This window comes from Vibrio sp. PNB23_22_6, assembly GCF_052877535.1.
Genome location: NZ_JBNFXP010000005.1, coordinates 90,309 through 112,582, shown reverse-complemented (window position 1 = coordinate 112,582; position 22,274 = coordinate 90,309). Strand labels below are relative to the sequence as shown.

The 22,274-nt window shown below is 44.9% G+C and carries 22 protein-coding genes and 1 pseudogene; 17 read left to right on the top strand and 6 right to left on the bottom strand.

The annotated features are described in order from the left end of the window. Positions 1-77: 77 nt before the first annotated feature. The 3 genes from ACVA54_RS06165 to rsuA all read right to left on the bottom strand — a co-directional run bounded on the left by ACVA54_RS06165 (position 78) and on the right by rsuA (position 2,831). Entirely contained in the window at positions 78-737 is a 660-nt protein-coding gene (locus ACVA54_RS06165; RefSeq protein ID WP_446580111.1) for a DUF2913 family protein, read from the bottom strand. Continuing rightward, positions 737-1,939, bottom strand: coding sequence for a Bcr/CflA family multidrug efflux MFS transporter (locus tag ACVA54_RS06160; RefSeq protein WP_099078709.1), 1,203 nt, complete (start codon positions 1,937-1,939; stop codon positions 737-739). The genes ACVA54_RS06165 and ACVA54_RS06160 overlap by 1 nt, the downstream gene beginning before the upstream one ends. A 190-nt stretch (positions 1,940-2,129) precedes the next feature. After that, positions 2,130-2,831 carry a 16S rRNA pseudouridine(516) synthase RsuA gene (rsuA, locus tag ACVA54_RS06155; RefSeq protein ID WP_099078708.1) on the bottom strand — a complete coding sequence of 234 codons (702 nt, stop codon included), beginning with the start codon at positions 2,829-2,831 and terminating at the stop codon, positions 2,130-2,132. A gap of 153 nt (positions 2,832-2,984) precedes the next feature. On the opposite strand from rsuA, the gene ACVA54_RS06150 reads away from it, so the two are divergent. The 7 genes and pseudogenes from ACVA54_RS06150 (at position 2,985) to ACVA54_RS06120 (ending at position 9,135) form a co-directional block, all read left to right on the top strand. Further along, positions 2,985-4,736: a DEAD/DEAH box helicase gene (locus ACVA54_RS06150; RefSeq protein ID WP_446649462.1), complete on the top strand. Its 1,752-nt coding sequence runs from the start codon at positions 2,985-2,987 to the stop codon at positions 4,734-4,736. Between the two features lie 77 nt (positions 4,737-4,813). After that, positions 4,814-5,233: a PepSY domain-containing protein gene (locus ACVA54_RS06145; RefSeq protein WP_099078706.1), complete on the top strand. Its 420-nt coding sequence runs from the start codon at positions 4,814-4,816 to the stop codon at positions 5,231-5,233. 24 nt (positions 5,234-5,257) lie between these two features. After that, positions 5,258-5,917, top strand: coding sequence for a response regulator transcription factor (locus ACVA54_RS06140; RefSeq protein WP_099078705.1), 660 nt, complete (start codon positions 5,258-5,260; stop codon positions 5,915-5,917). Continuing rightward, positions 5,907-7,256, top strand: coding sequence for an ATP-binding protein (locus ACVA54_RS06135; RefSeq protein ID WP_446649461.1), 1,350 nt, complete (start codon positions 5,907-5,909; stop codon positions 7,254-7,256). The genes ACVA54_RS06140 and ACVA54_RS06135 overlap by 11 nt, the downstream gene beginning before the upstream one ends. A gap of 247 nt (positions 7,257-7,503) precedes the next feature. Further along, complete coding sequence (gene rplY / locus ACVA54_RS06130) at positions 7,504-7,782, top strand: 50S ribosomal protein L25 (RefSeq protein WP_010449038.1); 279 nt, start codon at positions 7,504-7,506, stop codon at positions 7,780-7,782. 483 nt (positions 7,783-8,265) lie between these two features. Next, a pseudogene (gene ushA, locus ACVA54_RS06125) lies at positions 8,266-8,490 on the top strand (bifunctional UDP-sugar hydrolase/5'-nucleotidase); the annotation flags it as partial. Between the two features lie 420 nt (positions 8,491-8,910). Next, on the top strand, positions 8,911-9,135 hold the full coding sequence (locus ACVA54_RS06120; RefSeq protein WP_099078701.1) for a hypothetical protein: 225 nt from the start codon (positions 8,911-8,913) through the stop codon (positions 9,133-9,135). An 85-nt stretch (positions 9,136-9,220) separates the two neighbouring features. On the opposite strand, the gene ACVA54_RS06115 is transcribed toward ACVA54_RS06120, so the two are convergent. After that, on the bottom strand, positions 9,221-9,469 hold the full coding sequence (locus ACVA54_RS06115) for a DUF1289 domain-containing protein (protein ID WP_119463341.1): 249 nt from the start codon (positions 9,467-9,469) through the stop codon (positions 9,221-9,223). Positions 9,470-9,688: 219 nt separating this feature from the next. On the opposite strand from ACVA54_RS06115, the gene ACVA54_RS06110 reads away from it, so the two are divergent. After that, entirely contained in the window at positions 9,689-10,138 is a 450-nt protein-coding gene (locus ACVA54_RS06110) for an META domain-containing protein (RefSeq protein WP_119463342.1), read from the top strand. Positions 10,139-10,181: 43 nt separating this feature from the next. On the opposite strand, the gene ACVA54_RS06105 is transcribed toward ACVA54_RS06110, so the two are convergent. Further along, complete coding sequence (locus ACVA54_RS06105) at positions 10,182-10,784, bottom strand: response regulator transcription factor (protein ID WP_446580122.1); 603 nt, start codon at positions 10,782-10,784, stop codon at positions 10,182-10,184. Then, entirely contained in the window at positions 10,774-12,579 is a 1,806-nt protein-coding gene (locus ACVA54_RS06100) for a sensor histidine kinase (protein ID WP_446649460.1), read from the bottom strand. Before ACVA54_RS06100 ends, ACVA54_RS06105 begins: the two co-directional genes overlap by 11 nt. A gap of 309 nt (positions 12,580-12,888) precedes the next feature. On the opposite strand from ACVA54_RS06100, the gene ACVA54_RS06095 reads away from it, so the two are divergent. The 9 genes from ACVA54_RS06095 to ACVA54_RS06055 all read left to right on the top strand — a co-directional run bounded on the left by ACVA54_RS06095 (position 12,889) and on the right by ACVA54_RS06055 (position 22,252). After that, complete coding sequence (locus ACVA54_RS06095) at positions 12,889-13,872, top strand: sulfurtransferase (RefSeq protein WP_099078697.1); 984 nt, start codon at positions 12,889-12,891, stop codon at positions 13,870-13,872. 21 nt (positions 13,873-13,893) lie between these two features. Next, positions 13,894-15,675 (top strand): FAD-dependent oxidoreductase, encoded by a 1,782-nt coding sequence (locus ACVA54_RS06090; protein ID WP_099078696.1) that lies wholly within the window; start codon positions 13,894-13,896, stop codon positions 15,673-15,675. 10 nt (positions 15,676-15,685) lie between these two features. Beyond that, positions 15,686-16,456 carry a (Fe-S)-binding protein gene (locus tag ACVA54_RS06085; RefSeq protein ID WP_099078695.1) on the top strand — a complete coding sequence of 257 codons (771 nt, stop codon included), beginning with the start codon at positions 15,686-15,688 and terminating at the stop codon, positions 16,454-16,456. A gap of 24 nt (positions 16,457-16,480) precedes the next feature. Then, positions 16,481-17,158: a TVP38/TMEM64 family protein gene (locus tag ACVA54_RS06080; protein WP_099078694.1), complete on the top strand. Its 678-nt coding sequence runs from the start codon at positions 16,481-16,483 to the stop codon at positions 17,156-17,158. 335 nt (positions 17,159-17,493) lie between these two features. Further along, complete coding sequence (locus tag ACVA54_RS06075; RefSeq protein ID WP_446639860.1) at positions 17,494-18,651, top strand: ABC transporter substrate-binding protein; 1,158 nt, start codon at positions 17,494-17,496, stop codon at positions 18,649-18,651. A gap of 9 nt (positions 18,652-18,660) precedes the next feature. After that, positions 18,661-20,370: an ABC transporter permease gene (locus tag ACVA54_RS06070; protein ID WP_099078692.1), complete on the top strand. Its 1,710-nt coding sequence runs from the start codon at positions 18,661-18,663 to the stop codon at positions 20,368-20,370. After that, positions 20,336-20,983, top strand: coding sequence for an ATP-binding cassette domain-containing protein (locus ACVA54_RS06065; RefSeq protein WP_099078691.1), 648 nt, complete (start codon positions 20,336-20,338; stop codon positions 20,981-20,983). The genes ACVA54_RS06070 and ACVA54_RS06065 overlap by 35 nt, the downstream gene beginning before the upstream one ends. After that, positions 20,976-21,587, top strand: coding sequence for a CDP-alcohol phosphatidyltransferase family protein (locus ACVA54_RS06060; protein WP_446649459.1), 612 nt, complete (start codon positions 20,976-20,978; stop codon positions 21,585-21,587). Before ACVA54_RS06065 ends, ACVA54_RS06060 begins: the two co-directional genes overlap by 8 nt. A 185-nt stretch (positions 21,588-21,772) precedes the next feature. After that, positions 21,773-22,252, top strand: coding sequence for a glycine zipper 2TM domain-containing protein (locus ACVA54_RS06055; protein ID WP_099078689.1), 480 nt, complete (start codon positions 21,773-21,775; stop codon positions 22,250-22,252). Positions 22,253-22,274: the final 22 nt, after the last annotated feature.

Below are 22,274 nucleotides of genomic sequence, written 5' to 3'. Positions count from 1 at the left end.
TAAGTGACCTCAAGATGCTGAATTCAGTACACCTGAGGTTACTGAATATATCACCTGATGTTTTCAGAACGAGGGAATTAAGCTTGGAAATTCAGAGGAATTTCAGCCAACTGATTACCTTCGTTCCCTGGGTAGATCAGGTACTCACCGTGGTACTTCACTAACGATTTGTAATCCGTCACCTTATGAACCATAAAGCCGGCTTTAGCCGCTTTCTCAACAAAATCCGCATGATTGCCACGAACAAACCAACTCATAGGCTTCACTAAGCGTTCGCCATCAAAGCAGCTGTCACATTGATCAGCGCACAATGCCAATGAGTTTTGACCTTCGGTAAAGATTTGTACCTTACCGAAACCAATCAACGGCTCGGATGTTGACACTTCCCAGCCTTCTTGTTCCATATAATCAAGAAACGCGTCGATTTCTGAATCTTTAATCACCCTCGCCTCTTTTCCCTGAGGGAAGCTCTGGGCGTAGTATGCAGAAATACGTTTGAAGATAAACAACAACCCTGCGTCGTTACCTTTTGAACGACCCGCTTTTTGCCAACGAGTTAAGTCATCAACAACACTGCGATCAAATTGTTGGGATTTCAATGCTTTTGTTACCCAACGAACCAAGTATAGATTGTTCGCTATTGGCGCATTCGCCAGTTTACCCGAACGATGTTCCTGCTCAAGTTCGCTCAGAGCAGCATTAACCAATTTTTGAATTTCTGTGGTGTAATTAGACATTACGCCTTTCTTCCTAAAGTCCAATAAAACAGTGCAGATAGCACTGAACAAGCAAACATTACGATGATCATTGGCCATGCCACGCCATCAGGCAGCGAGGCAACGAATACCCCAATTAGGGATCCCGTCCCAAAGCGCAGCGTCCCCGCTAAAGAAGAAGCTGTCCCCGCCATACTTGGGTAACCACTTAATAATAGCGCCATTGAGTTACTACCAATGGTTGACAGTGTGCCAATAAACATCACGACAAATGGCACCATACCCCATAGGCCTAGATTCAATAGCCAACCTACAAACAGTCCAATGCCTGCGCTCAGTTGCATCAAGAGCCCAAAACGAAGCATAGCGTGTGATCCAACCTTTTTCACCAAGCGACCATTGATGCTCGTCATGATGATCATCGCAATAATATTTAGGCCAAACAGATAGCCAAAATGGTTAGGTTGAACCCCATATAAATCAATGTAGACAAACGAGCCAGCCGTCAAGAAAGCAAACATCCCGGAGAATGAAAACGCCCCTGATAGCATTAATCCTAATGCCTCTGGGTTTGAGCATAAACGGGCATAGTTACGAATCGTGGTTCCAAATCTAAGCGACTGTCGATTTTCCGGTGTTAATGTCTCTGGAATCCTCCATAGCACTAACAAAATAACAATCACCGCGGAAATCGCGAGTACCCAAAAAATTGAGCGCCACCCAAACCATACCGCAAGGTAGCCGCCAATCATTGGGGCAACAAGTGGGGCAATGGTAATCACTAAAGTGACGAAAGACATCGCACGCGCAAAGTCTTCACGATCAAACATATCACGAACGATCGCTTGAATAATAACTGCCGCTGCGGCCCCTGCAAAACCTTGAGCCATGCGCACATAAGTTAACGCATCAATGCCGTTCGTGGTTGCACTGACAACCGCTGCCAACCCAAAAAAGAACACGCCAAAAATAAGAACTGGGCGTCGACCATAGCTATCAGCCAAGGGGCCATGAATCAGCTGGCCTAACGCAAAACCAGCAGTATAAGCCGTTAACGTAATTTGCACCGCGCCAGCCGCTACCCCCAAATCTTTGGCGATAGTTGGCATTGCTGGCAAATACATGTCGATGGCTAACGGTGTCAACGCACCAATGGCACCGAGTACAAGGAATAATAAAAAGCTAATTTGAGACTGGGGAGTACTAAGGGCTTTCTCGGTCATTGTTTACCTCTTGTTGTGGTCCTCCCACCAATATTCTGCATTGATTGAGACTGATTGCTGCTTTCGCCAAAACCACTGATTAGCCGCTATTTAGACACCGAGCAGTATTGGCAGGAACCACCAGTTTGAGGAGATTCCGACCAAAAATCCAGTTCTTATTCGGAACTAAAACCATTTCCTGTAAAAATGATCATTTCCAAACAGAATCAATTTCTTCTTGCGTCAGGTAACGGTAGTCCCCTGGTTCTAAGGTGTCATCCAATTGTATTGCACCAATCCGTTCACGATGTAATTGCTCAACTTTATTGCCTAAAGCAGCAAACATACGTTTAACTTGATGGTACTTACCTTCCACGATGGTCAGCAGCACTTCGTTTTCTGCTTCGTTAACAATTTCGAGATGCGCAGGCAATGTGGCTTCCCGCTCATTACGCAGTTCAATACCCTCAGCAAACTTTTCTACGTAATCTGGCTGAATCGCGTCAGCGAGCCAAACTCGATAGGTTTTTTCACACTTGTGTTTTGGAGACGTAATGCGGTGAGACCATTGACCATCATCGGTGATTAATACCAAACCTGTCGTGTCCACATCTAAGCGGCCTGCAAAATGCAAATTTTCAACCTTTGGCTCATCAAGCAGCACAAATGCGGTTGGGTTGTAGCCATCTTCGTGTGAACAAACAAAATCCGCAGGTTTGTACAGCATGATGAAACGAGGCCCAGGCATGCCAACTTCACGCCCCTCCCACTCAACCACACTGCCTTCTGACACTTTAAACGCGCCACTTTTTTGTACTTCGCCATCAACGGTGACAAGGCCACTTTTGATGATCTTTGTTGCCTGCTTGCGAGTCGCACCCAGACCATCACACAAATATTTATCTAAACGCATGAATACCTCATTGAATTATACCCAAATGACTTCTTTACCAGCCTATTGAGCCCAAGTCAGACCGAGAATGGCGCATTCAAAAGTCACTTGGGTATAAAAGTCAGGTATTATAGCCATCCTAATAAAAATAGTTGAGCAATTTCACAGAATTTCATGTACATCCTTCGCCCTTATCAAGCCGACTCTGTAAAAGCGGTCATTCACTATTTTCGTAAGCACTCAACACCCGCAGTGATTGTCTTGCCAACTGGCGCGGGTAAAAGCTTGGTTATCGCAGAACTGGCAAGGCTGGCTAAAGGCCGAGTGCTGGTGCTCGCTCACGTAAAAGAGCTGGTGGAACAAAACCATGCCAAATACGAAGGGTATGGGTTAAAAGGATCGATATTCTCCGCCGGCTTGGGTCGAAAAGAGACCGACCAACAAGTGGTGTTTGCCTCCGTTCAATCTGTGGTGAGAAACTTAGATTCATTTAAAAATCAGTTCTCATTGCTCGTCATTGATGAATGCCATCGCGTGCCAGATGAAAAAACCAGCAGCTATCAAAAAGTGATCTCTCACCTAAGAGAACTCAACCCAGGTATTAAAGTTTTGGGTTTAACCGCAACGCCCTACCGCTTAGGCATGGGCTGGATATACCAGTATCACACCCGTGGACAAGTTCGGACTGAAGAGTCACGCTTTTTCCGTGACTGTATCTTCGAACTCCCTATTCGTTATTTGCTAGACGAAAACTTCTTAACGCCAGCACGTATGATGGACGCCCCGGTCTTATCTTATGACTTCTCACAATTAAAACCAGCCAATACCGGGCGATACAAAGAAGCCGAAATGGACATGGTGATAGACAAAGCCAAACGTGCCACGCCACAAATCGTTGAGCAAATCATTCAATACGCCAAAGAACGTAAAGGTGTCATGGTATTTGCCGCCACCGTTCGCCATTCGCAAGAAATCCATGGCTTACTGCCTGAAGGCGAAACCGCTATTGTCATTGGTGACACGCCTACACCTGAGCGCGATGCAATCATTCAGTCGTTCAAAAATCGTGAGATAAAATACCTCGTCAACGTGTCTGTTCTTACCACCGGATTCGATGCACCTCATGTGGATTTGATCGCAATTTTGCGCCCAACGGAATCCGTCAGCTTATATCAACAAATTGTTGGCCGTGGTTTACGGTTATCTGAGGGTAAAACAGAGTGTTTGGTGCTTGACTATGCAGGTAACAGCTACGACTTGTACCAGCCAGAGGTCGGCGACCCGAAACCCGACTCGAACAGCGAAATCATCACCATTCCTTGCCCCGCTTGTGGCTTCAATAATAACTTTTGGGGCAAGCTAGACAGTAATGGTTTCTTATTGGAGCACTTTGGCCGACGCTGTCAGGGCTACTTCGAAGACGATGAAACCGGAGAGCGTGAGCATTGTGGTTACCGCTTTCGTGCCAAATACTGCGGTGAATGCGGCGCGGATAACGACATCGCAGCGCGTATTTGCCATGAATGCGACGCGACGCTCGTCGACCCTGATAAAAAACTTAAAGAAGCATTAAACCTTAAAGACGCGCTTATCTTTGAGTGCACAGAAATGGACTTATCGGTATTCAAATCCAGTGATGGTAAATCGCAACTGAAAGTGACGTATTCTGGTGAGACATATCAAGGCGAAGGTAATGCATTAGTGCATGAGTTCTGGTCATTGAATACCAAAAAGCAGAAGCAAACCTTCAAAGACCAGTTCGTCCGCCCTCATCTAGCCGACAAACATCGTCCTTTTGAAGAAGCATCACCAACCAAGGTTGTGGCGAATCAACATCGCTTCCGTTTGCCCCAGTTTGTTATCGCTCGAAAATCAGGACGCTTTTGGAAATTGCGGGATAGGATTTTCGAAGACGAGTTAAAGTAGCCGAGTGCTCATTAATTCACTCTCTGTTCATGTACAGCTCGATATAATCATTACAATTCATTGAAAAAGGCTTTGCTATGTCGACCTCCGCCACTCCGCGTAAACTTTTCGTGCTGCTAAGTTTAGTGCCGCTGTTATTATCAGCGCCAAGCTTCGCGTCTCACCATGACCATCATGACAATAAAGATGGTCATGCCATCGTTTGTGACGTTGAGAAACCGGGAACACGCATTGAATTCGCTGAAGATCAGGATGAAGTCTACCGTGCGGTTCAGAACGGCTATATTCGTCCCTTTTCCGATATGTATACCGCAGTGGAGAATGATCTCTATGGGCGTATTATTAAAGTTGAACTTGAAGAAGATGACGACGAATGGATTTACGAACTGAAAATTTTGTTCAACGATAGTGTCATAAAAGTTGAATACGATGCGGCCACGCTTGAAATGCTCGAAATTAAGGGGCGTAACTTCAACAAAGCATTAAAGCCACAATAACCAGACACAATAAGAAGAATTAGCATGAAAATACTTGTTGTCGAAGATGAACCTCGTCTAGGTGAACAAATCGTTGAAACACTAGAAAACAGCGGATGGGTGCCAGAGCTTTCCCAAGATGGTATCGATGCCCTTTATCGCGCCACTTCTGAAGAGTGGGATGCGATAGTACTCGATCTTGGCCTTCCAAAACTTGATGGTTTAACGGTACTGAAAGGTATACGAGATGAAAACATTAATACCCCTGTCGTTATTCTAAGTGCACGAGACACACTTTCCCAGCGTGTAGAAGGTTTGAATGCAGGCGCAGATGATTATCTAACCAAGCCATTTGAAATGGTTGAGTTGACTGCACGCCTTCGCGCTCAACTACGCCGAGCATCGGGCAATACATCGCCGGTCATGCATGTTGGCGACTTAAGCTTAGATACCCGTTCATCCAAAGTACTATGGCAAGGGCAGCCGATAAGTTTGACAGCACTAGAATACAAAGTCGTGGCGTATTTTATGCACAACCCCGAGAAAGTTATTTCTCGTACTGAACTTGTCGAGCACATTTATAAACAAGATTTCGACCGAGATTCCAACACGATCGAAGTGTTTATTGGCCGCATTCGAAAAAAAATTGCACCCAAAATCATTAAGACCGTCCGTGGTTTAGGATACCAACTTAATGCCGGGTAGGAATAAACTCCCACTGCACACACTTAAGCGACTAAGTATTAAAAGTCGCTTAGTGCTCGCCGCTGTGGTGTGGTTAACCGCGATGATCCTAGCTGCGGGGGTGACTATCCCAACTCAGGTATACCATTACATGGTGGGTGAAACTCGCGCGCAGTTGAATATATTCATGGATGAGATAGCCGCACAATTAGAAGTCGACAATGACGGTAAGCTCTCTCTCACTTCTCAGCTGTCCGATCCACGCTTTAACCGCCCTTATAGTGGTTTATATTGGAGCGCATCCACAGAAAGCAGCCTAGAACGTTCACGTTCTCTGTGGGACAAGAAGATTGAATACAAGGGATTGGACAAAGATGCCTTTGGCGCACGAGATGAAAAGCTCATCACGTTGAAGAAGACCCTTTATCTGCCCGATTATGACGGTCCCATTGATGTCATCATCGGTATCGACGAAGAGCCAATTGAAGGCACAATTCAATCTTTGACCGGACGATTGTGGATCATATTAGGCTTGTTATTTGCTGGCGTACTTGCGGTTATCTTGCTGCAAATTGCCTGGTCATTAAGTCCGCTTACCAAACTGCAAAGAGAGCTCGGAGAGCTTAAATCCGGTCACAAAAAAGGCTTAGAAGAAGAGTACCCAAAAGAAATTTCTCCTCTGATCGCTGACCTCAATGCCCTGCTCTTTCACTACCAAGAACTCTTAGAGCGAGCTCGAAATCATGCTGGAAATTTATCTCATGCGTTAAAAACGCCGCTCTCGGTTTTGAAAAACGAAGTGCAGAACTTAACGCCTGAAGAGCAAAATCGCTTAAATGCGCCAATTGCCCAGATTCAGCAACACATCGACTATCACTTAGGCCGCGCTCGTATGGCAGGCTCGATGAATATTCTCTCAGTAAAATCAAACCCGTCTGAACGGGTAGATGCCATCTCAATGGCGTTTGATAAAGTCTATGCTCATCGTGAGATCTCTTTGATCAACGAATTAGATTCTGAGTTGAGTGTCGCGGTAGAAAAAACCGACTTAGACGAAATGGTCGGTAACCTACTAGAAAATAGCTACAAATGGGCAAACTGTATTATTCGCGTTCACGCTACGCAAGATAAAAACAACATTTACATCATGATTGAAGATGATGGTCCAGGAGTCCCACGGGAACAACTTAATCAGGTAACGAAAAGAGGCTATAGGCTCGATGAAACCACCCCTGGTTCTGGCCTTGGATTAAACATCGTCAGTGAAATGGCACACAGCTATCGTGGCCAATTAAGCCTTGAGGAAAGCAAAATGGGCGGTTTAAAAGCGACCCTCATTCTGCAACGCAGCCGTACTTAACGGGCAGCAAAAAGGTTAAAATCAACACAAAATGAACAAGCTTTCATCTAATGCATTCAAACAGCAGGTATCCCTTTCGAAGAATGGCGTCTTTTTATTGGTTTATAGACAATTTTTGTTGCTGAATACAGAGTTGGATGCTAGTATCCGCGCTCGCTTGAACAGTTACTGATTCAAGCTTTACCACGAACACAAGGTCGCATTGTGTCGTGAAATGTTATTTTTTACTAATTTGAGAGTAAATACTATGAAATTCGAAGCAGTAGTACGTACTGAACTAGGTAAAGGTGCGAGCCGCCGCCTACGTCACGCTGGCAAATTCCCTGCAGTTGTATACGGCGGTGAAGAAGCAGCAGTTGCTATCGTTCTTAACCACGACGACATCGTTAACCAAATGGACAAGCCAGCGTTCTACGAAGGCATCGTTCTAGTTATCGACGGCGCTGAAGTTAAAGTTAAGCCACAAGACGTTCAACGTCACGCTTACAAGCCAAAAGTTGAGCACATGGACTTCATCCGTATCTAATTCCCTACCAAGGAATTAACGGATAAAATCCAAACCTTTTGCATACAAGATTATCGGACTTACCAGCCGAGATATCTAAAAAATTTCAAAACCCCGGAGACTTACCACCTCCGGGGTTTTACTATTTAAGGCGTTCTGAAATCACTTGTTTAGCCCATCCAAAAGCTTGCAAGCAACTGTAAATCCACAATTACCCCAACTTTAAGCAAGCATGTTGCTTATACTCCTTATCTCTTAACACCGTAGGTAGAAAAATCTTAACCGATTATTTCACTTAAGCGATACGAAACCAAATCGATCAATCCTTCGTCAAACTCGAGTGTAAAGCTCACAAATCAAACACCGACTCACAAGTCAATATACTATTAACCAAACTGATCACGTTTCATATTGAAATGGACTTTGGATAAATTCTAAATACCGTTTTTATTTATCGACATCGCCTGCACGCTTGTCTTTTGCATTTTCAATAATTTTGCAATCAAGGTGTATAAGTTTACAGTTCCAAGCTATAACGCTGGAGGTGGCGATGGTTACCCTAAACTTGATGTCGTTGATACAGGCAACGTAGACGCGGCAGTTCTAAAAGATGACTTAGAATCCTTACAGACCATTGCAGTTGCTAACTATGAGCCTCAAGGTGAGATCGTATACACCAATACGGATGTTCCAAATTTCGGCGGCTGTAAAATCAATACTCCACAATAATATTTTATTGATTAAATAACACTCTTAAGTTCAAACCGAAGCATCAACGCTCCGGTTTTTTGTATTTAAAAATCGCTTATAGATTCACATTTTTAGCATCGGTAAGCTAAATAGCTGAAAATAAACTACCTAAAAAAGGAGGAAAAAAAATATTCATTGGTACTGTTGACGACCTTATGCCGGGCTTCTATGTTTGATAAAGCCTTTCCAACACACAGATGAGTTGCTTGGTGTTTAAGCTTGTATTTTAGCAATTCTACCAGTGATTCAAAGAAAGGTGGTGGCGTTACAAACACTGCTCTGAAACAATTTGTCTTCCAGACTTCAAACAATGGCGATGCACCTCCAAGTGTACGTCGATGAGCAGCTATCTGGCGCCAATGTGTTCAAACTGCTGCCATCGAGTTCTGGAGGTCAAAAATGAAACGAGCCAGCAAAAGCTACAGACTGCAAATGATTAAGGAAGTGGTTACACGCAGAGAGCGTGAAGCGTGTACTGACCCTATGGCAAAGTATATCCATCAATTGATGGATGAACGCCCCAGCAATAAATTGGATGTTGAACAAAACCACCGATTTGCCGGTTGCCACTTCGACGAACAAGCAGGAGGCTGGGTAAGTGATGACCTTTGGTCAATGAAATAGCAGCTTAAGTCAGCGTTTTCCCGACTTCATTGACATCGCCAATTGAGTCGGGAATCACTCCGTTAATACCGCTCTAATCATCAGACTAAAATAAATCCTGTTGTGGCGAAGACGTTTCTTCAGGTAACACAGGCTTCGTTTTTCCTGCTAATAACTTTCTTCTATATCTTTGTCGGCATAGCTTTATGACATGCAACTGCTGCGCAGAAGTAAGGCTCAGCCAGTTGAAGCGCTCATCTCTATTACGCATGCACCCATGACAATACCCTTTCTCGTCAGAGCTACAAACCCCAACACAAGGGCTTGGGATAGAAAAAAATTCCAGTTGCTCCATGCTAAAACCGTTCTATAGTTAACAAATAAACATTCAACCGATTATCGTTGACTGAGTGTCGGAAATATTGTGCCATATTCAGTCGATATCATTTCGGGGATGAGATCTCTGGTATAAAATACGCCGTGTCAACACGCATACGAAACTATAACCGTATACTGACAAAATTTGTATTTTATCTCCTATACTTATCACGCTTTCTAAAACGGAGTCTATAATATGAAGCTTAGCCTAAAAACGTTAGTTGCAGCAATCTCACTTCCAATTCTAATGACCGCATGCGCTAACAATGGTGATGACTATGTGAAAGAGATTACAGTTCAAGACTTACAGAATCACAACTGGGAATTAGTACAAGTTGATGGCGAGAATATCGCGATTGAAGATGCTGAATTTGCGCCTCGTCTAGAGTTAGGAGAAAACCTAACGGCTAATGGTAATGCCGGCTGTAATGAGTTCTTTGGCCAGGCTGAGTTGAAAGACAATCAACTGCGCATCGAAAAAATGGGCATGACCATGAAGATGTGTATTGACGATCAAATGAATGTCGAGCGAGTGATGACCGACACATTAGCTCAGTGGAGCGACATTACTCTAACTAAAGAAAACCTAGTACTAAAAACGGCTGATCACGAACTGACGTTCGTTCTTAGTGACTGGTTAAACTAAGTCAAATGACGAATTGAAAAAGCAGCTAACCTAGCTGCTTTTTTTATGCTTCAATTAAATGCCCCACTTTTCTAATAAGCGTCGCGACGCTCTCTGCCTCAAGTTTTCTCATGACATTCGAACGATGCACCTCAATTGTGCGTAAAGAGACACACAACTGATTTGCCATCTCTTGGTTTTTCATTCCTTTTACGACCAAATCGAGCACTTCCCTTTCTCGCTTAGTTAAATTTTGTAGCACGTACTTAGCGCGCAACTTATCAAGGTTACCCATTGACTTTGCCATTGCTAACTCGATTGCAGAAACTAGCGCATTGCCATCGACGGGTTTTTGAAAGAAATCTAATGCCCCCCCCTTTAATGCTTCTACCGCCATCGGGATATCCCCGTGCCCCGTTAAGTAAATGACACTGACCGGGCTAAATTGCTCATCCATGATTTGGTGGACATCTTGGCCGCGCATTTCTGGCATGCGACTATCAAGCAATACACAACCAGCAGACGCCAACTCTGCGTCCGCCAAAAAATCCGTGCCGTTTGAATAGACTTTTACTTCATAACCATAGCTTTCAAGCATAAATGCCATGGACTCTAATACGGACTCTTCGTCATCAACAATATAGAGTGGACAAAGATTACGACTCATGACAAGCCTCCTGATACGGTAAAACGATGGTCACCTGACAGCCTGTTGGCTCAATTGACCGGAAACGAATACTACCTTGATGGGCATCAATAACATCACGGCAAATTGCCAACCCCAATCCAAGGCCATTTTCTTTGGTGGTATAGAACGCCTGATCAAGGGGGATCTCCTGCCCCTGAATGCCGATACCATTATCAGTAACATCGATAATGACCATTTCGTCACAAAAACTTACGTCTAGGTCAACGAACAAATTTTTGCGTTTTGGCTCATGACTGAGGCAAGCACCTTTGGCGTTATTGAGTACATTTAACATCACCTGTTGCAATCCCGTCACATCCGCATAGATTGGCTGTGGCTCGCCCGAATACATCACGCCGAGTTGAATACGGTAGCGTTGAAACTCATAATCCACCAGCTTCATTACATCTTCAATCAGGCACGGAAAATCAACCCAACACTTTTCTATTGGCGTTTTATTAATTAAACCTCGTAAACGTTGAATAATGTCGCTAGCTGAAGTCACTTGCAGCTGAATTTTTTCTAAGATTGGAAACAACTCTTCTGGTTTTGTGCCCCGCTCCATACGCACTTTTACACCTTGGCTATAATTTTTGATCGCTGCCAGTGGTTGATTGATTTCATGCGCCAGGCTGCTACCAAGTTCACCAATGATGGTGATGCGCTGTGCGTGCTCAAGCAAACTACTTTTACGACGCAAATCATTCATTGCGTTTTTTAGTTCTTCACGACTGCGCTGAAACTTACACTGCAACCAAAAGTGATAGCCTGTTAATAGAAACAAAGTAAGTATTGAAGCAAGCGCAACGACTTGGTTCTCGTGTAACCACTCTTTTGCTTTCTCTCCCAAAGGTTTCTGCAAAGGATGCATATCCAGATGTTTGTACACCTTGTCAACATTAATGCTTGGCGCAGGCAGCATCCAGCCCACATTATTTGCAGCAATCGCGGCAGGATGATCTGCTGGCATAGAAAATAGCGTTTGCGCGACCATCTGACCTACATAAGCCGGTGCGCGTTCGGTCATCGCCAACGTCCAGTTAGGATAAAGTGGCGTACTTACTGCACAAACCGAACCTGCGGGACGTGTTTCATTGATAACTCGCAAACCGTTTAACTGAATACGCCCCTCTTTCGCCATATTCTCCAACGTACATGCCGGCACAATCGCTACATCAAGATTGTTATCTATCACGTTTAATATTAATTGATCCGTTGGTGGTCCCGTGAACTGAATCTTTTCAAAAAATGAGGCGTTGAAATAACCTAACTTATCTAACTCGTATTGAAGCGCAATAAAACCACCAAATGCTTTTTCCGATACCGCTGCAACATGCGCCTTACTAATGTCCTTTAACGTCTTATATGGTGACTCCTCACGAACAACGACGACTGACGCAATCGACTTACTAGGAAAGTCGCTATACGCCGTTTTTTGGGTTGCTAACCAGTTAATCGGATACTCGCGAGCAAGTTTGGTCGCCTGCCCTGGACTGGTCAAAATAAAGTCTAATCTGCCGTGCAAAAACACTTCTTCTAACTGGTCAAAATCATAGGTATGTAAGTTAAATTGATAGCCTGGATTCTTTGTTTCCAACCAATTCAATGTCGGCTCCCACGCTTGCCTTGCGTGTGCATACCCTCTCAACGCCAACACCCCGACTTCATAGTCTTTTCTTTGAGTTGTAGGCTCGTTCGCAAATGAAACATAAGAGAACACTGTTGAAATAACAAAAATAAACAGTTTAATTTTTTGAGAATGGTTATTAATCACTTACGAAATAATATTAAAAATTGTCTGTAGCACATTTTACCATCACTTCCCCCAATAACTTTGTTGCTTTAGATCAAGTTGGCTTCATTATTGTGGAAAACCACAATACCTCCTAAGTGTCAATTTACTCAAAATACTTACCCACTAAGGGCTAGATGCAAGTTCACTCATTTAAGAGTGTTAATACGCCATGAACACTTATGAAAAATTACTAAGTTTATGTGTCTTCGTCTTAGCTTCAACCAGATTCTAACTGCCGAGCTAAGTGACTCGTCAGCAAAACTTTAAATTAAAATATGGAAACAACTCATGAAAAAGTCGACTATTGCGTTGGGTGTGCTCGCGGCTGTCGCAGCCGTTGGTTACTCAACTTACAATACGATGTTCTCTGCTGAGGCTGTGACTGTGGATGCGGCTGCACAAGAGCAGAAATTCACAGAATACGCTCACCCAGAACATTTCATTTCAGCTCAACAGCTCAAAGCAATGATGGACGCAGACAAAGATGTGGTCGTGATCGGTGCGCTAAACCCTATCAAACCGGATCGTCCTATTTCTGGTTCTTACACTATGTGGCGCAACGATTACTCTGCAACGGAAGGTGTTTACGACTTTGAGGGCATGAGCAACAGCGTTGAAGAAATGGAAACCATCCTTGGTCGCTTTGGCGCAACAGCAGACAGCACGATCGTGGTTTACGCTGCGAGCTCTCATCACGATGCCGCTCGCCTTTACTGGCAAATCTACAACTTAGGCCACGACGACATTCGTTACCTAGACGGTGGTTTAAATGCTTGGTTGGGTGCAGGTTTCCCTACTGGTTCTGAAAACCCAAGCGTTGCTGCTACCCAATACGACGCACCAAATGCGAAACAAGAAAACAATGCACTAGCAACGCTAGACATGGTTATCGCAGCACAAAACAACCCAGATTGGGTAATCCTAGATACTCGCAGTAATGACGAGTTCAACGGTGAGGTGGCAGTTTCTGGCGCATTCGGCCCTGGTACAATCCCGAGCAGTGTTCATATCAACTGGACAAAAGCGTTAAACGAAGACACCACACTAAAATCAGCAGAAGAACTGCAAGCACTTTACGGTGACATCATTAAAGGCAAGAAAGTCATTGCTTACTGTCAATCCGGCGTACGTTCGGCTCACACAACCATGATTCTGACCGAAGTTCTAGGTGCGGAAGGCGTCTATAACTACGATGGTTCATGGATTGAATACAGCCACGCTCACTACGAGCAAAAGAATCCTGAAGTGAACGTTATCAACGTCAAGAGCTAATTAAAACGGAAATAGCAGTCAATGAACAATGTAATTTTTAGCCAAAAGTTATACGACACCGCCCAGATGATCATCGATGGCTGTATGGGTGATTCTGATCCAGCATGTCAAACCGCATGTCCAATGCACACGGATGTAAAACAATACGTTCGCATGGCGGGGGAAGGTGACTTCCAAGGTGCGTTAGATCTTATCCGCACCAAACTATTCCTACCTCAAACACTTGGCCGCATTTGTGCACACCCTTGTGAAGCGTCTTGCCGTCGTAACACTGAGTTCGGTCAGCCGATCAGTGTTGCAGGTATCAAACGTTTCGTTGCTGAGAAGTTAGATAGCCAAGACCATTGGGATCTTAACATCGCTCCACTAACCAACAAGCACATCGCTATCATTGGTGCCGGCCCTGCTGGTGCTCAAGCAGCAATTGAGCTTCGCCGCCAAGGTCACGAAGTAACGATCTACGAAAAGTTAGACGTATACGGCGGCATGATGCGCGTGGGTATTCCTGAATACCGTCTACCTCGCGATGTGATCGACTTCGAATACAGCTACTTAGGCATGCTAGGTATTAAGACCCGTTTTGGCGTTGAGATCGGTAAAGACATCAGTTTTGAAGCACTACGCAACGAGCACGATGCGGTGATTCTTGCTCACGGTGCACACGTAGGCTCTATCATTCCTCTACCAGGTCACGACAACGACGGCGTGTTCTCTGCGGTTGAATACTTGAAAGAGATCTCTGAAACCCGCCAATTCCCACGTGCCGGTAAACGTGTGATGGTCATCGGTGGTGGTGACGTAGCGATGGACTGTGCGCGCTCTTCTTGGCGCATCGGTGCAAGCGAAGTGTACCAATGTTCTCTGGAGAGCATGGAAAACCTACCTGCTAGCCAAATCGAAATCGACGAATCACTAGAAGAAAACGTCGTGTTCAACGCAGGCTGGGGTCCGGTTGCCATCGAACATGAAAACGGCAAAGTAACGGGTATCACCATTAAGAAAGTGCTATCTATCTTTGACGAGCAAGGCAACTTTGCACCTCAATACAGCGACGAAAGCAAAACCATCGCAGTGGATACGGTGGTATTCGCAACAGGTCAAATCGTCGCTGACATCACTGACGGCGCACTAGAGCAAACTCGTGGCGGTCGTTATGTTGTCGACAAGCAAACACTGGCTTCTAGCCTAGAAGACGTATTCGTAGCCGGTGATGCGTGCGGCGGTAACATCGTGATTGAAGCGATGGCACTAGGCCGTAAAGCCGCAATGAGTGTTGAGCGCTTCCTAACGTCTCGTCCACTGACTGAAGATCGTGACTTCGAGCAAGAATACAGCTACCAATCTCGTCTAGATGTACCACTTCCAAAAGGTACAGTAGATACCCCTCGCCTACACGGTGAACTACGTGACGCTGAAGAGCGCAAGCAAGATTTTGCACAAGTGGATTTAGGCTTCACTGAAGAGCAGATCAAGCAAGAAGCATCTCGCTGTCTGCAATGTAGCTGTAAGCTATGTATGAGCGAATGTATCATGATGAACGACTTCACGGATTGCCCGAAAACGGCATTCTCTGATTTCGTTAATAACAAGACAATGGATCCGCAACTGGCTTACTCATGTAACGCCTGTGACCAATGTACGATCGTTTGTCCAAAAGATTTCCCAATGAAAGAAATCTTCCTTGGCGCTCGTAACGACTTTGTTAAAGCGAACAATGGCGAATCGCCAATCAAAGGTCACAAGGCAATCAATATGCACCAGCTTCTGGGCTTCTCTAAACTCTTCACAATGGCTAAACGCTAGGTAAACACACATGAGCAATAAAGTATTTATGCCAGGATGCAGTCTGCCATCCTACTCTCCTGAAGGTGTAGCGGCAATTGCACAGCACCTAAAAAACGTGTTCCCAGAGATGGGCGCGGTGCAAAAGTGCTGTGGTAAACCAACCGCAGCAATCGGTCAATACGACAAGTTCAAAGAACGTTACGGCGACCTGCAAGCAGACTTCGACAAGTTAGAAGCCCAAGAAGTGATTGTCGCGTGTCAAAGCTGCTACGGCATGATCAAAAAATCTGGCGGTAAACAAAAGCCAGTATCTCTGTGGAAGCTGCTACCAGAAATTGGCCTACCAAAAGAATTGGTTGGCAAAGCGAAACACAGTGATGTGGTGTTCTCTATTCATGACTCTTGTTCAACTCGCTACGAAAAAGAGCTACAGGACGGTATTCGCTGGATCCTAACTGAGCTTGGCTACAAAATTTCTGAGCCTGAGCATACTCGTGAAAACACTCGCTGTTGTGGTTTTGGTGGCATGGTTGTGCCTGCGAATCCAGATGTTGCTAACCGCGTTGCAGTACGCCGTGCAGAAGAGTTTGAAACTGATAATGTGGTGGTTTACTGCTCGGCTTGTCGTGGCTCTATGATGGGCGTTGGCAAGAAAGCTTGGCACATTCTGGATCTGATGTTTGGTCCAGTCATCATGCAAAACGATGAGCCACCAGTAAACGTACTAGCAAGCCCTGTGAAAGCTTGGTTCAACCGCTACAAATCAAAAGCGGGTCTAATCAAGTGTATGAATGTATAACCATCTTTAAGTGAAGTAAAAACAATGAAATTTGTAAAAATTGCTTTATTAATCGCAGTAGTAGCGCTAGCACTATTTGCAGCAAAACAAACTGGCATTCTTGAGATCATCACTGACATCAAGAGCCTACAAGAGTGGATCGCAAGTTTTGGTGTTTGGGGTTACGCAGTATTCGTAGCAGCATTCGTGTTTGCATGTGTGTTCCTACTACCGGGCAGTGCGTTCACCATTGTAGCGGGCATTGTATTTGGTCCTATCAAAGGCGGTGTGTTAGCGCTGTTTTCTGCAACGCTTGGTGCGGTGGTAGCATTCATTGTGGCACGTTTCCTACTACGTAACACAATCATGAAAAAATTTGGTGATAACCCAATCTTCAAAAAGATCGACGACGGCGTTGCTGCAAACGGCACCAGCTTCTTGATCCTAACTCGTCTAGTGCCGGTATTCCCATTCAGTCTGCAGAACTACGCTTACGGTCTAACGAGCCTGAGCCTTGGAACTTACGCGTTAGTATCCCTACTAACCATGGCGCCAGGTGCTTTCATCTTTGCTTACATGGCGGGTGATATCGCGACCAACGGTGTATCAGCGATGCTGCTTGTTAAGTTCGCGGCGGCAGGTCTTATCCTGTTTGGTATGTCACTGATTCCAAAATATATTGCGAAGAAAAAAGGCATCAACATGGAAGAACTGGCGAAGTAATCCGGTCTATCCATATTGAAACGTTAAGAGTGCGGTTTATCAGGAGCCGCACTCTTTTTCATTCATATCGGTCTGGTCATACTTCAAGCCACCTCTGATTAAGTTTACGGCTAAAATGAGGCGTTGATTGGTATAGCTTCACAAGGCGAGTAATTCTCTAAATCTATTATCAAATTCACATTGATAATAGACCAAGATAGATTACTATCCATATAGAGAAAAAGGATCGTCCATACTATTAAGGCCCTATATTAATTGTCAAAATTAAGCGTTTTTCATTGCATAGAAAAACAAAGCACCAAAATAAAGACAAAGATAAAAAACACGGATTACGTATGAAAAAATTACTGAGCACTTTTGGTATTTTAGCCGCCACTTTCGCTACTTCCTCTTTTGCATCTTCTATTCCGGAAAAATGGCAAGCCATTGAACAGCAGGCAGACGGACAGGTCGTGTATTTTCATGCTTGGGGTGGTAGCCAAGAAATCAACCGCTACATTCTGTGGGCCGGAAAAGAGCTAAAGTCTCGCTACAACGTGACCCTTAACCATGTCAAAGTCACCGATATTTCTGAAACCACAACACGTATCATCGCCGAAAAAGCCGCAGGAAAAAACAGTGGCGGCAGTGTAGACATGGTTTGGATCAATGGTGAAAACTTCAAATCAATGAAAGACAACCAACTGTTGTTTGGACCTTTTGTTGACCAACTACCTAGCTGGCAATATGTCGATAAAACGTTACCGGTTGATGTAGACTTTTCTGAACCAACAGATGGCTTAGAAGCACCTTGGGGTGTCGGTCAATTGGTCTTTATCCATGATGAAGACACGCTGAATAATCCACCACGTTCATTCTCTGAAATGCTGAGCTACGCAAAAGCGTTTCCAAATCGTTTAACCTACCCTCGCCCACCCGAGTTTCACGGCACCAGCTTTATTAAATCACTGCTGATTGAAGTGACAAACAATGCGCCAGAGCTACAACAACCAGTAACAAAAGAAACATTTTCTTCGGTAACTCAACCACTTTGGCGCTACTTAGATGAGTTCCATCGTGTGGCGTGGCGTGGTGGTAAGCAATTCCCTGCAGGTACGGCAGAAAGTGTGCAATTACTCGATGATGGCCAAATTGATCTTGCTGTGACATTCAACCCGAACGCAGTGTTTTCTGCACAATCGAGCGGTAATCTAGCGGAAAGTACCAAAGCATACGCGATGGACGCCGGTGCACTGTCTAATATCCACTTCTTAGCCATTCCATGGAACGCAAACGCAATTGCCGGAGCACAAGTTGCGATTAACTTTTTATTGAGTCCTGAAGCACAATCTCGTAAAGGTGACATCAACATCTGGGGTGACCCTTCGGTGCTAAACAGCCAATACTTAACAGGTACGGCTAAAAACACACAACAATTTAAATCTATCGCAGAGCCCCACCCTAGTTGGCAGGCTGCATTAGAAAAAGAATGGTTGAAACGTTACGGGAATTAATACGAGCACATGTTAAGAGCGCTGTATCTAGTTATTATCGCAGTATGTATTTTGCCGACCATCCCTGGATTACTAGGAGTGATCGTTTCTGCGCTCGGTTACGTACCGCCTATCGGTTTGAACCACTTCTCTCTTGATGGCTTCAATGCGGTCTTTGATTGGGAGGGCGTCTGGACGTCAATTAGCCTGACTTTTTATTCTGCTATTTTTAGTAGCTACCTAGCTTGCTTGATCACGTTTGCGATTCTGCAAGCCTCTTGGGGAAGCAAATTCTGGCGTAAAATTGAACTCAGCCTTTCCCCACTTCTCGCTATACCTCACGTGGCTTTCGCGATTGGTTTTGCGTTCCTATTTGCTCCAACAGGCATGGGGATACGTACACTCAATCAATTGTTTGGATATGACCCAAATGCGCAAACCGTTAACGACTTAGCGTTGCTTATTAAAGACCCTTATGCGCTTGGCCTTATCGTTATGCTTGCTTTCAAAGAAGTGCCTTTCCTACTACTGATGAGCATCCCAATTCTTCAGCATTTAAAAGTAGAAAAAATCGAAAAAGTCAGCCATTCCATGGGCTATACCTCTGCACAAGCTTGGTGGAAATGCGTGTTCCCACAATGGTTTGCAAAGCTACGCTTTCCTATGCTCGCCGTCATTGCTTACAGCTTATCGGTTGTTGATGTCGCACTGATTATCGGTCCAACGAATCCTCCGACGTTTGCGGTGCTAGTTTGGCAATGGTTTAATGACCCTGACCTCTCTTTGTTACCAAGAGCCGCGGCAGGCGCTGTCGTTCTTTTTGTCATCGCAACTCTATTAATTGGTTTTGCTCGCTTGGTGGAATGGAGCATCACCAAAGGCGTCAAGCGTTGGCAATACTCAGGTCGCAGCGGCTTCCGTCTACCAGGAAAAACCTTGTTCGCGGTGATTGCCTTGCTCACACTGTTAAAGGTGCCACTCATGGTAGTATGGAGCTTTTCTCAGCGTTGGCGCTTCCCTGATTTACTACCAAGCCGCTACAGTCTACGCTTTTGGGAATACGAATGGCAAAACATTCTTAGTACGCTAGAACAAAGTATGCTGATTGCTGTCATTAGTGCGTTGATCGCCCTTTTACTTTCACTGATTGCTCATGAATACCGACTGCGTTACCGCTGGCAAGTGCCGGGCTACATCATAGCGGTACCAATGTTGATTCCTCAGCTTTCTGTGTTGTTTGGCATGCAAGTAGCGACACTGTACCTCGATAGCAATGCTTATTTCTTCTGGGTATGTTGGGCGCATGTGTTCTTCGCTTTCCCATTTGTCTATCTCTCTCTTGATGGCCCATGGCGCAGCTTTGATAATGGTTTAACGCGAGTAGCGTTAAGTTTGGGGAAATCACCATTACAAGCTTGGTTAAAAGTAAAGCTACCGATTCTCTTACCTGCGATTGCGTTTGCTTGGGCTGTCGGCATTAGTGTTAGCTTGGCTCAGTACTTACCGACTCTTGTACTGGGAGCTGGCCGTATTAGCACTATTACCACCGAAGCGGTTGCTCTATCGAGTGGTTTTGACCGTCGCGTCACTGCTATTTACGCAATTTGGCAAGCCCTATTGCCGTTGATGTTCTTCTCTTTTGCGATTCTACTTAGTCGTTTACACGTTAAGTATCGCCGGTTGTCTATTAAAGGTTTACTGCCTAATGAGTCTTTGTCTCGAAAACCTCGCCATCCGTAAATCCCATGGCGATATACTTTTTTCTTCTTTCAACCTTACCGTAGAGAAAGGTGAAATTGTGACACTAATGGGGCCAAGTGGTTGTGGCAAATCAACGTTGTTAGATGCCATTGCCGGGCACTTATCAGCTGAGTTCGACTATTCAGGCTCGATCACACTGGATAATCAACGCTTAGACGCTCTACCAGCGCACAAACGCCAGGTCGGAATTCTATTTCAGGATGATTTACTATTCCCACACCTAACCGTATGGGAAAATATTGCGTTTGCTCTACCAAACTCAATTAAAGGTGCAGAGCGTAAAGAGCGTGCAATACTGGCACTTAAGCACCTTTCTTTGACTAAGCTCGCAGAGTCTTTTCCTGACCAAATATCTGGCGGTCAGAGAGCGCGTATCGCTCTTACACGTATGCTACTGGCTAAACCTAAAGTTGCGCTACTTGATGAGCCATACAGCAAACTAGATAAAGATCTTCGCGTTCAATTCCGTAACTGGGTTGTAGAACAGCTACAACATGCGAATATCCCAGCCTTAATGGTGACGCATGATAAAGAAGATATCCCACAAGGCAGTCGTTGCCTAAACTGGCCTTGGGAGACGAACAATGCTTGATCGTTTAAGTATCAAAGTTATTCGTTGGCCATTAACGCAAAGTGCAAAACTGCTCGATAATCGCGGCGTGACCGCGAATCAAATCACATTATTTGGATTTGTACTCGGTTGTTTTGCCCTACCCGCATTGGTCACCGAACAATACACGCTCGCTTTACTGTTCATTTTACTCAATCGAGTCTGCGATGGGTTGGATGGCGCATTAGCGAGAATACAAGGCATCACCGATGCCGGTGGTTTCCTCGATATCAGCTTGGATTTCCTATTTTATTCGCTGATCCCATTTGGCTTTGTACTGGCAAACCCAGAGCAAAATGCCGTTGCCGGTGCGTTTTTGATTTTTTCATTCATCGGCACTGGCAGCAGTTTCTTGGCCTTTGCCATCATGGCTAGCAAACGCGGTATCGATAATCCGGTGTACACGAACAAGTCTCTCTACTATATGAGCGGTTTAACGGAAGGTACCGAGACTATTGCCTGCTTTGCGTTGATCTGCTTGTTCCCACAACATTTTGATGTCATTGCCTACATTTTTGGCACCGCATGCTGGTTTACGACATTTACTCGTATTTATTCGGGCTTCCATACTTTGAACTCAGAATAAAGTCATGGCTCATACCTGAGCCTCCTCGATGTGCGGATTCCATGTAACGCTCTTAAAACTGAAATTAAACCTCCCTTGTATATAAGTTATTGTTTGCCATGACTTACCGCTTTCTCTTTGATATTGCAGCAGAAAGCAAATCTTACTTCTATACTCTTTGAGTAATGCGATCATTTGGAGGTTACATGGTAAGACACAATAGTTTTCATTTAATTCTCATATTTTCCCTAGCTTCATTAGCAGCTGGCTGTACTTCGCCAAACCCATATGGCGACGCCTATGGGTCGCAAGAAACCCGTACCGTACAGCAAGTTTACTATGGCACAATTGAAAAGGTCGCCCCCGTGACGATTGATGCGTCGACCCAAACGAATACCATTGGGACCATTGCAGGTGCAGCCATTGGCGGCATTTTAGGTTCGAAGATTGGTGGTGGCTCAGGCTCTGACATTGCGGCCATTGGCGGCGGCTTACTCGGAGGATATGCGGGTAGTGAAATTGCAGGGGAAGCAGGTAAACGCAACGGTGTAAACCTAACCATTCGTTTGGAAGATGGAAAAGTCATTTCTATCGTTCAAGAGGTGGACCCCAACATGATTTTCCAGCCCGGCCAAGCAGTACAAGTTAACGTAGCCGGTGATAGCGCAAGAGTGGTCCCACGTTAATACGTATCACACCAAAGATAGT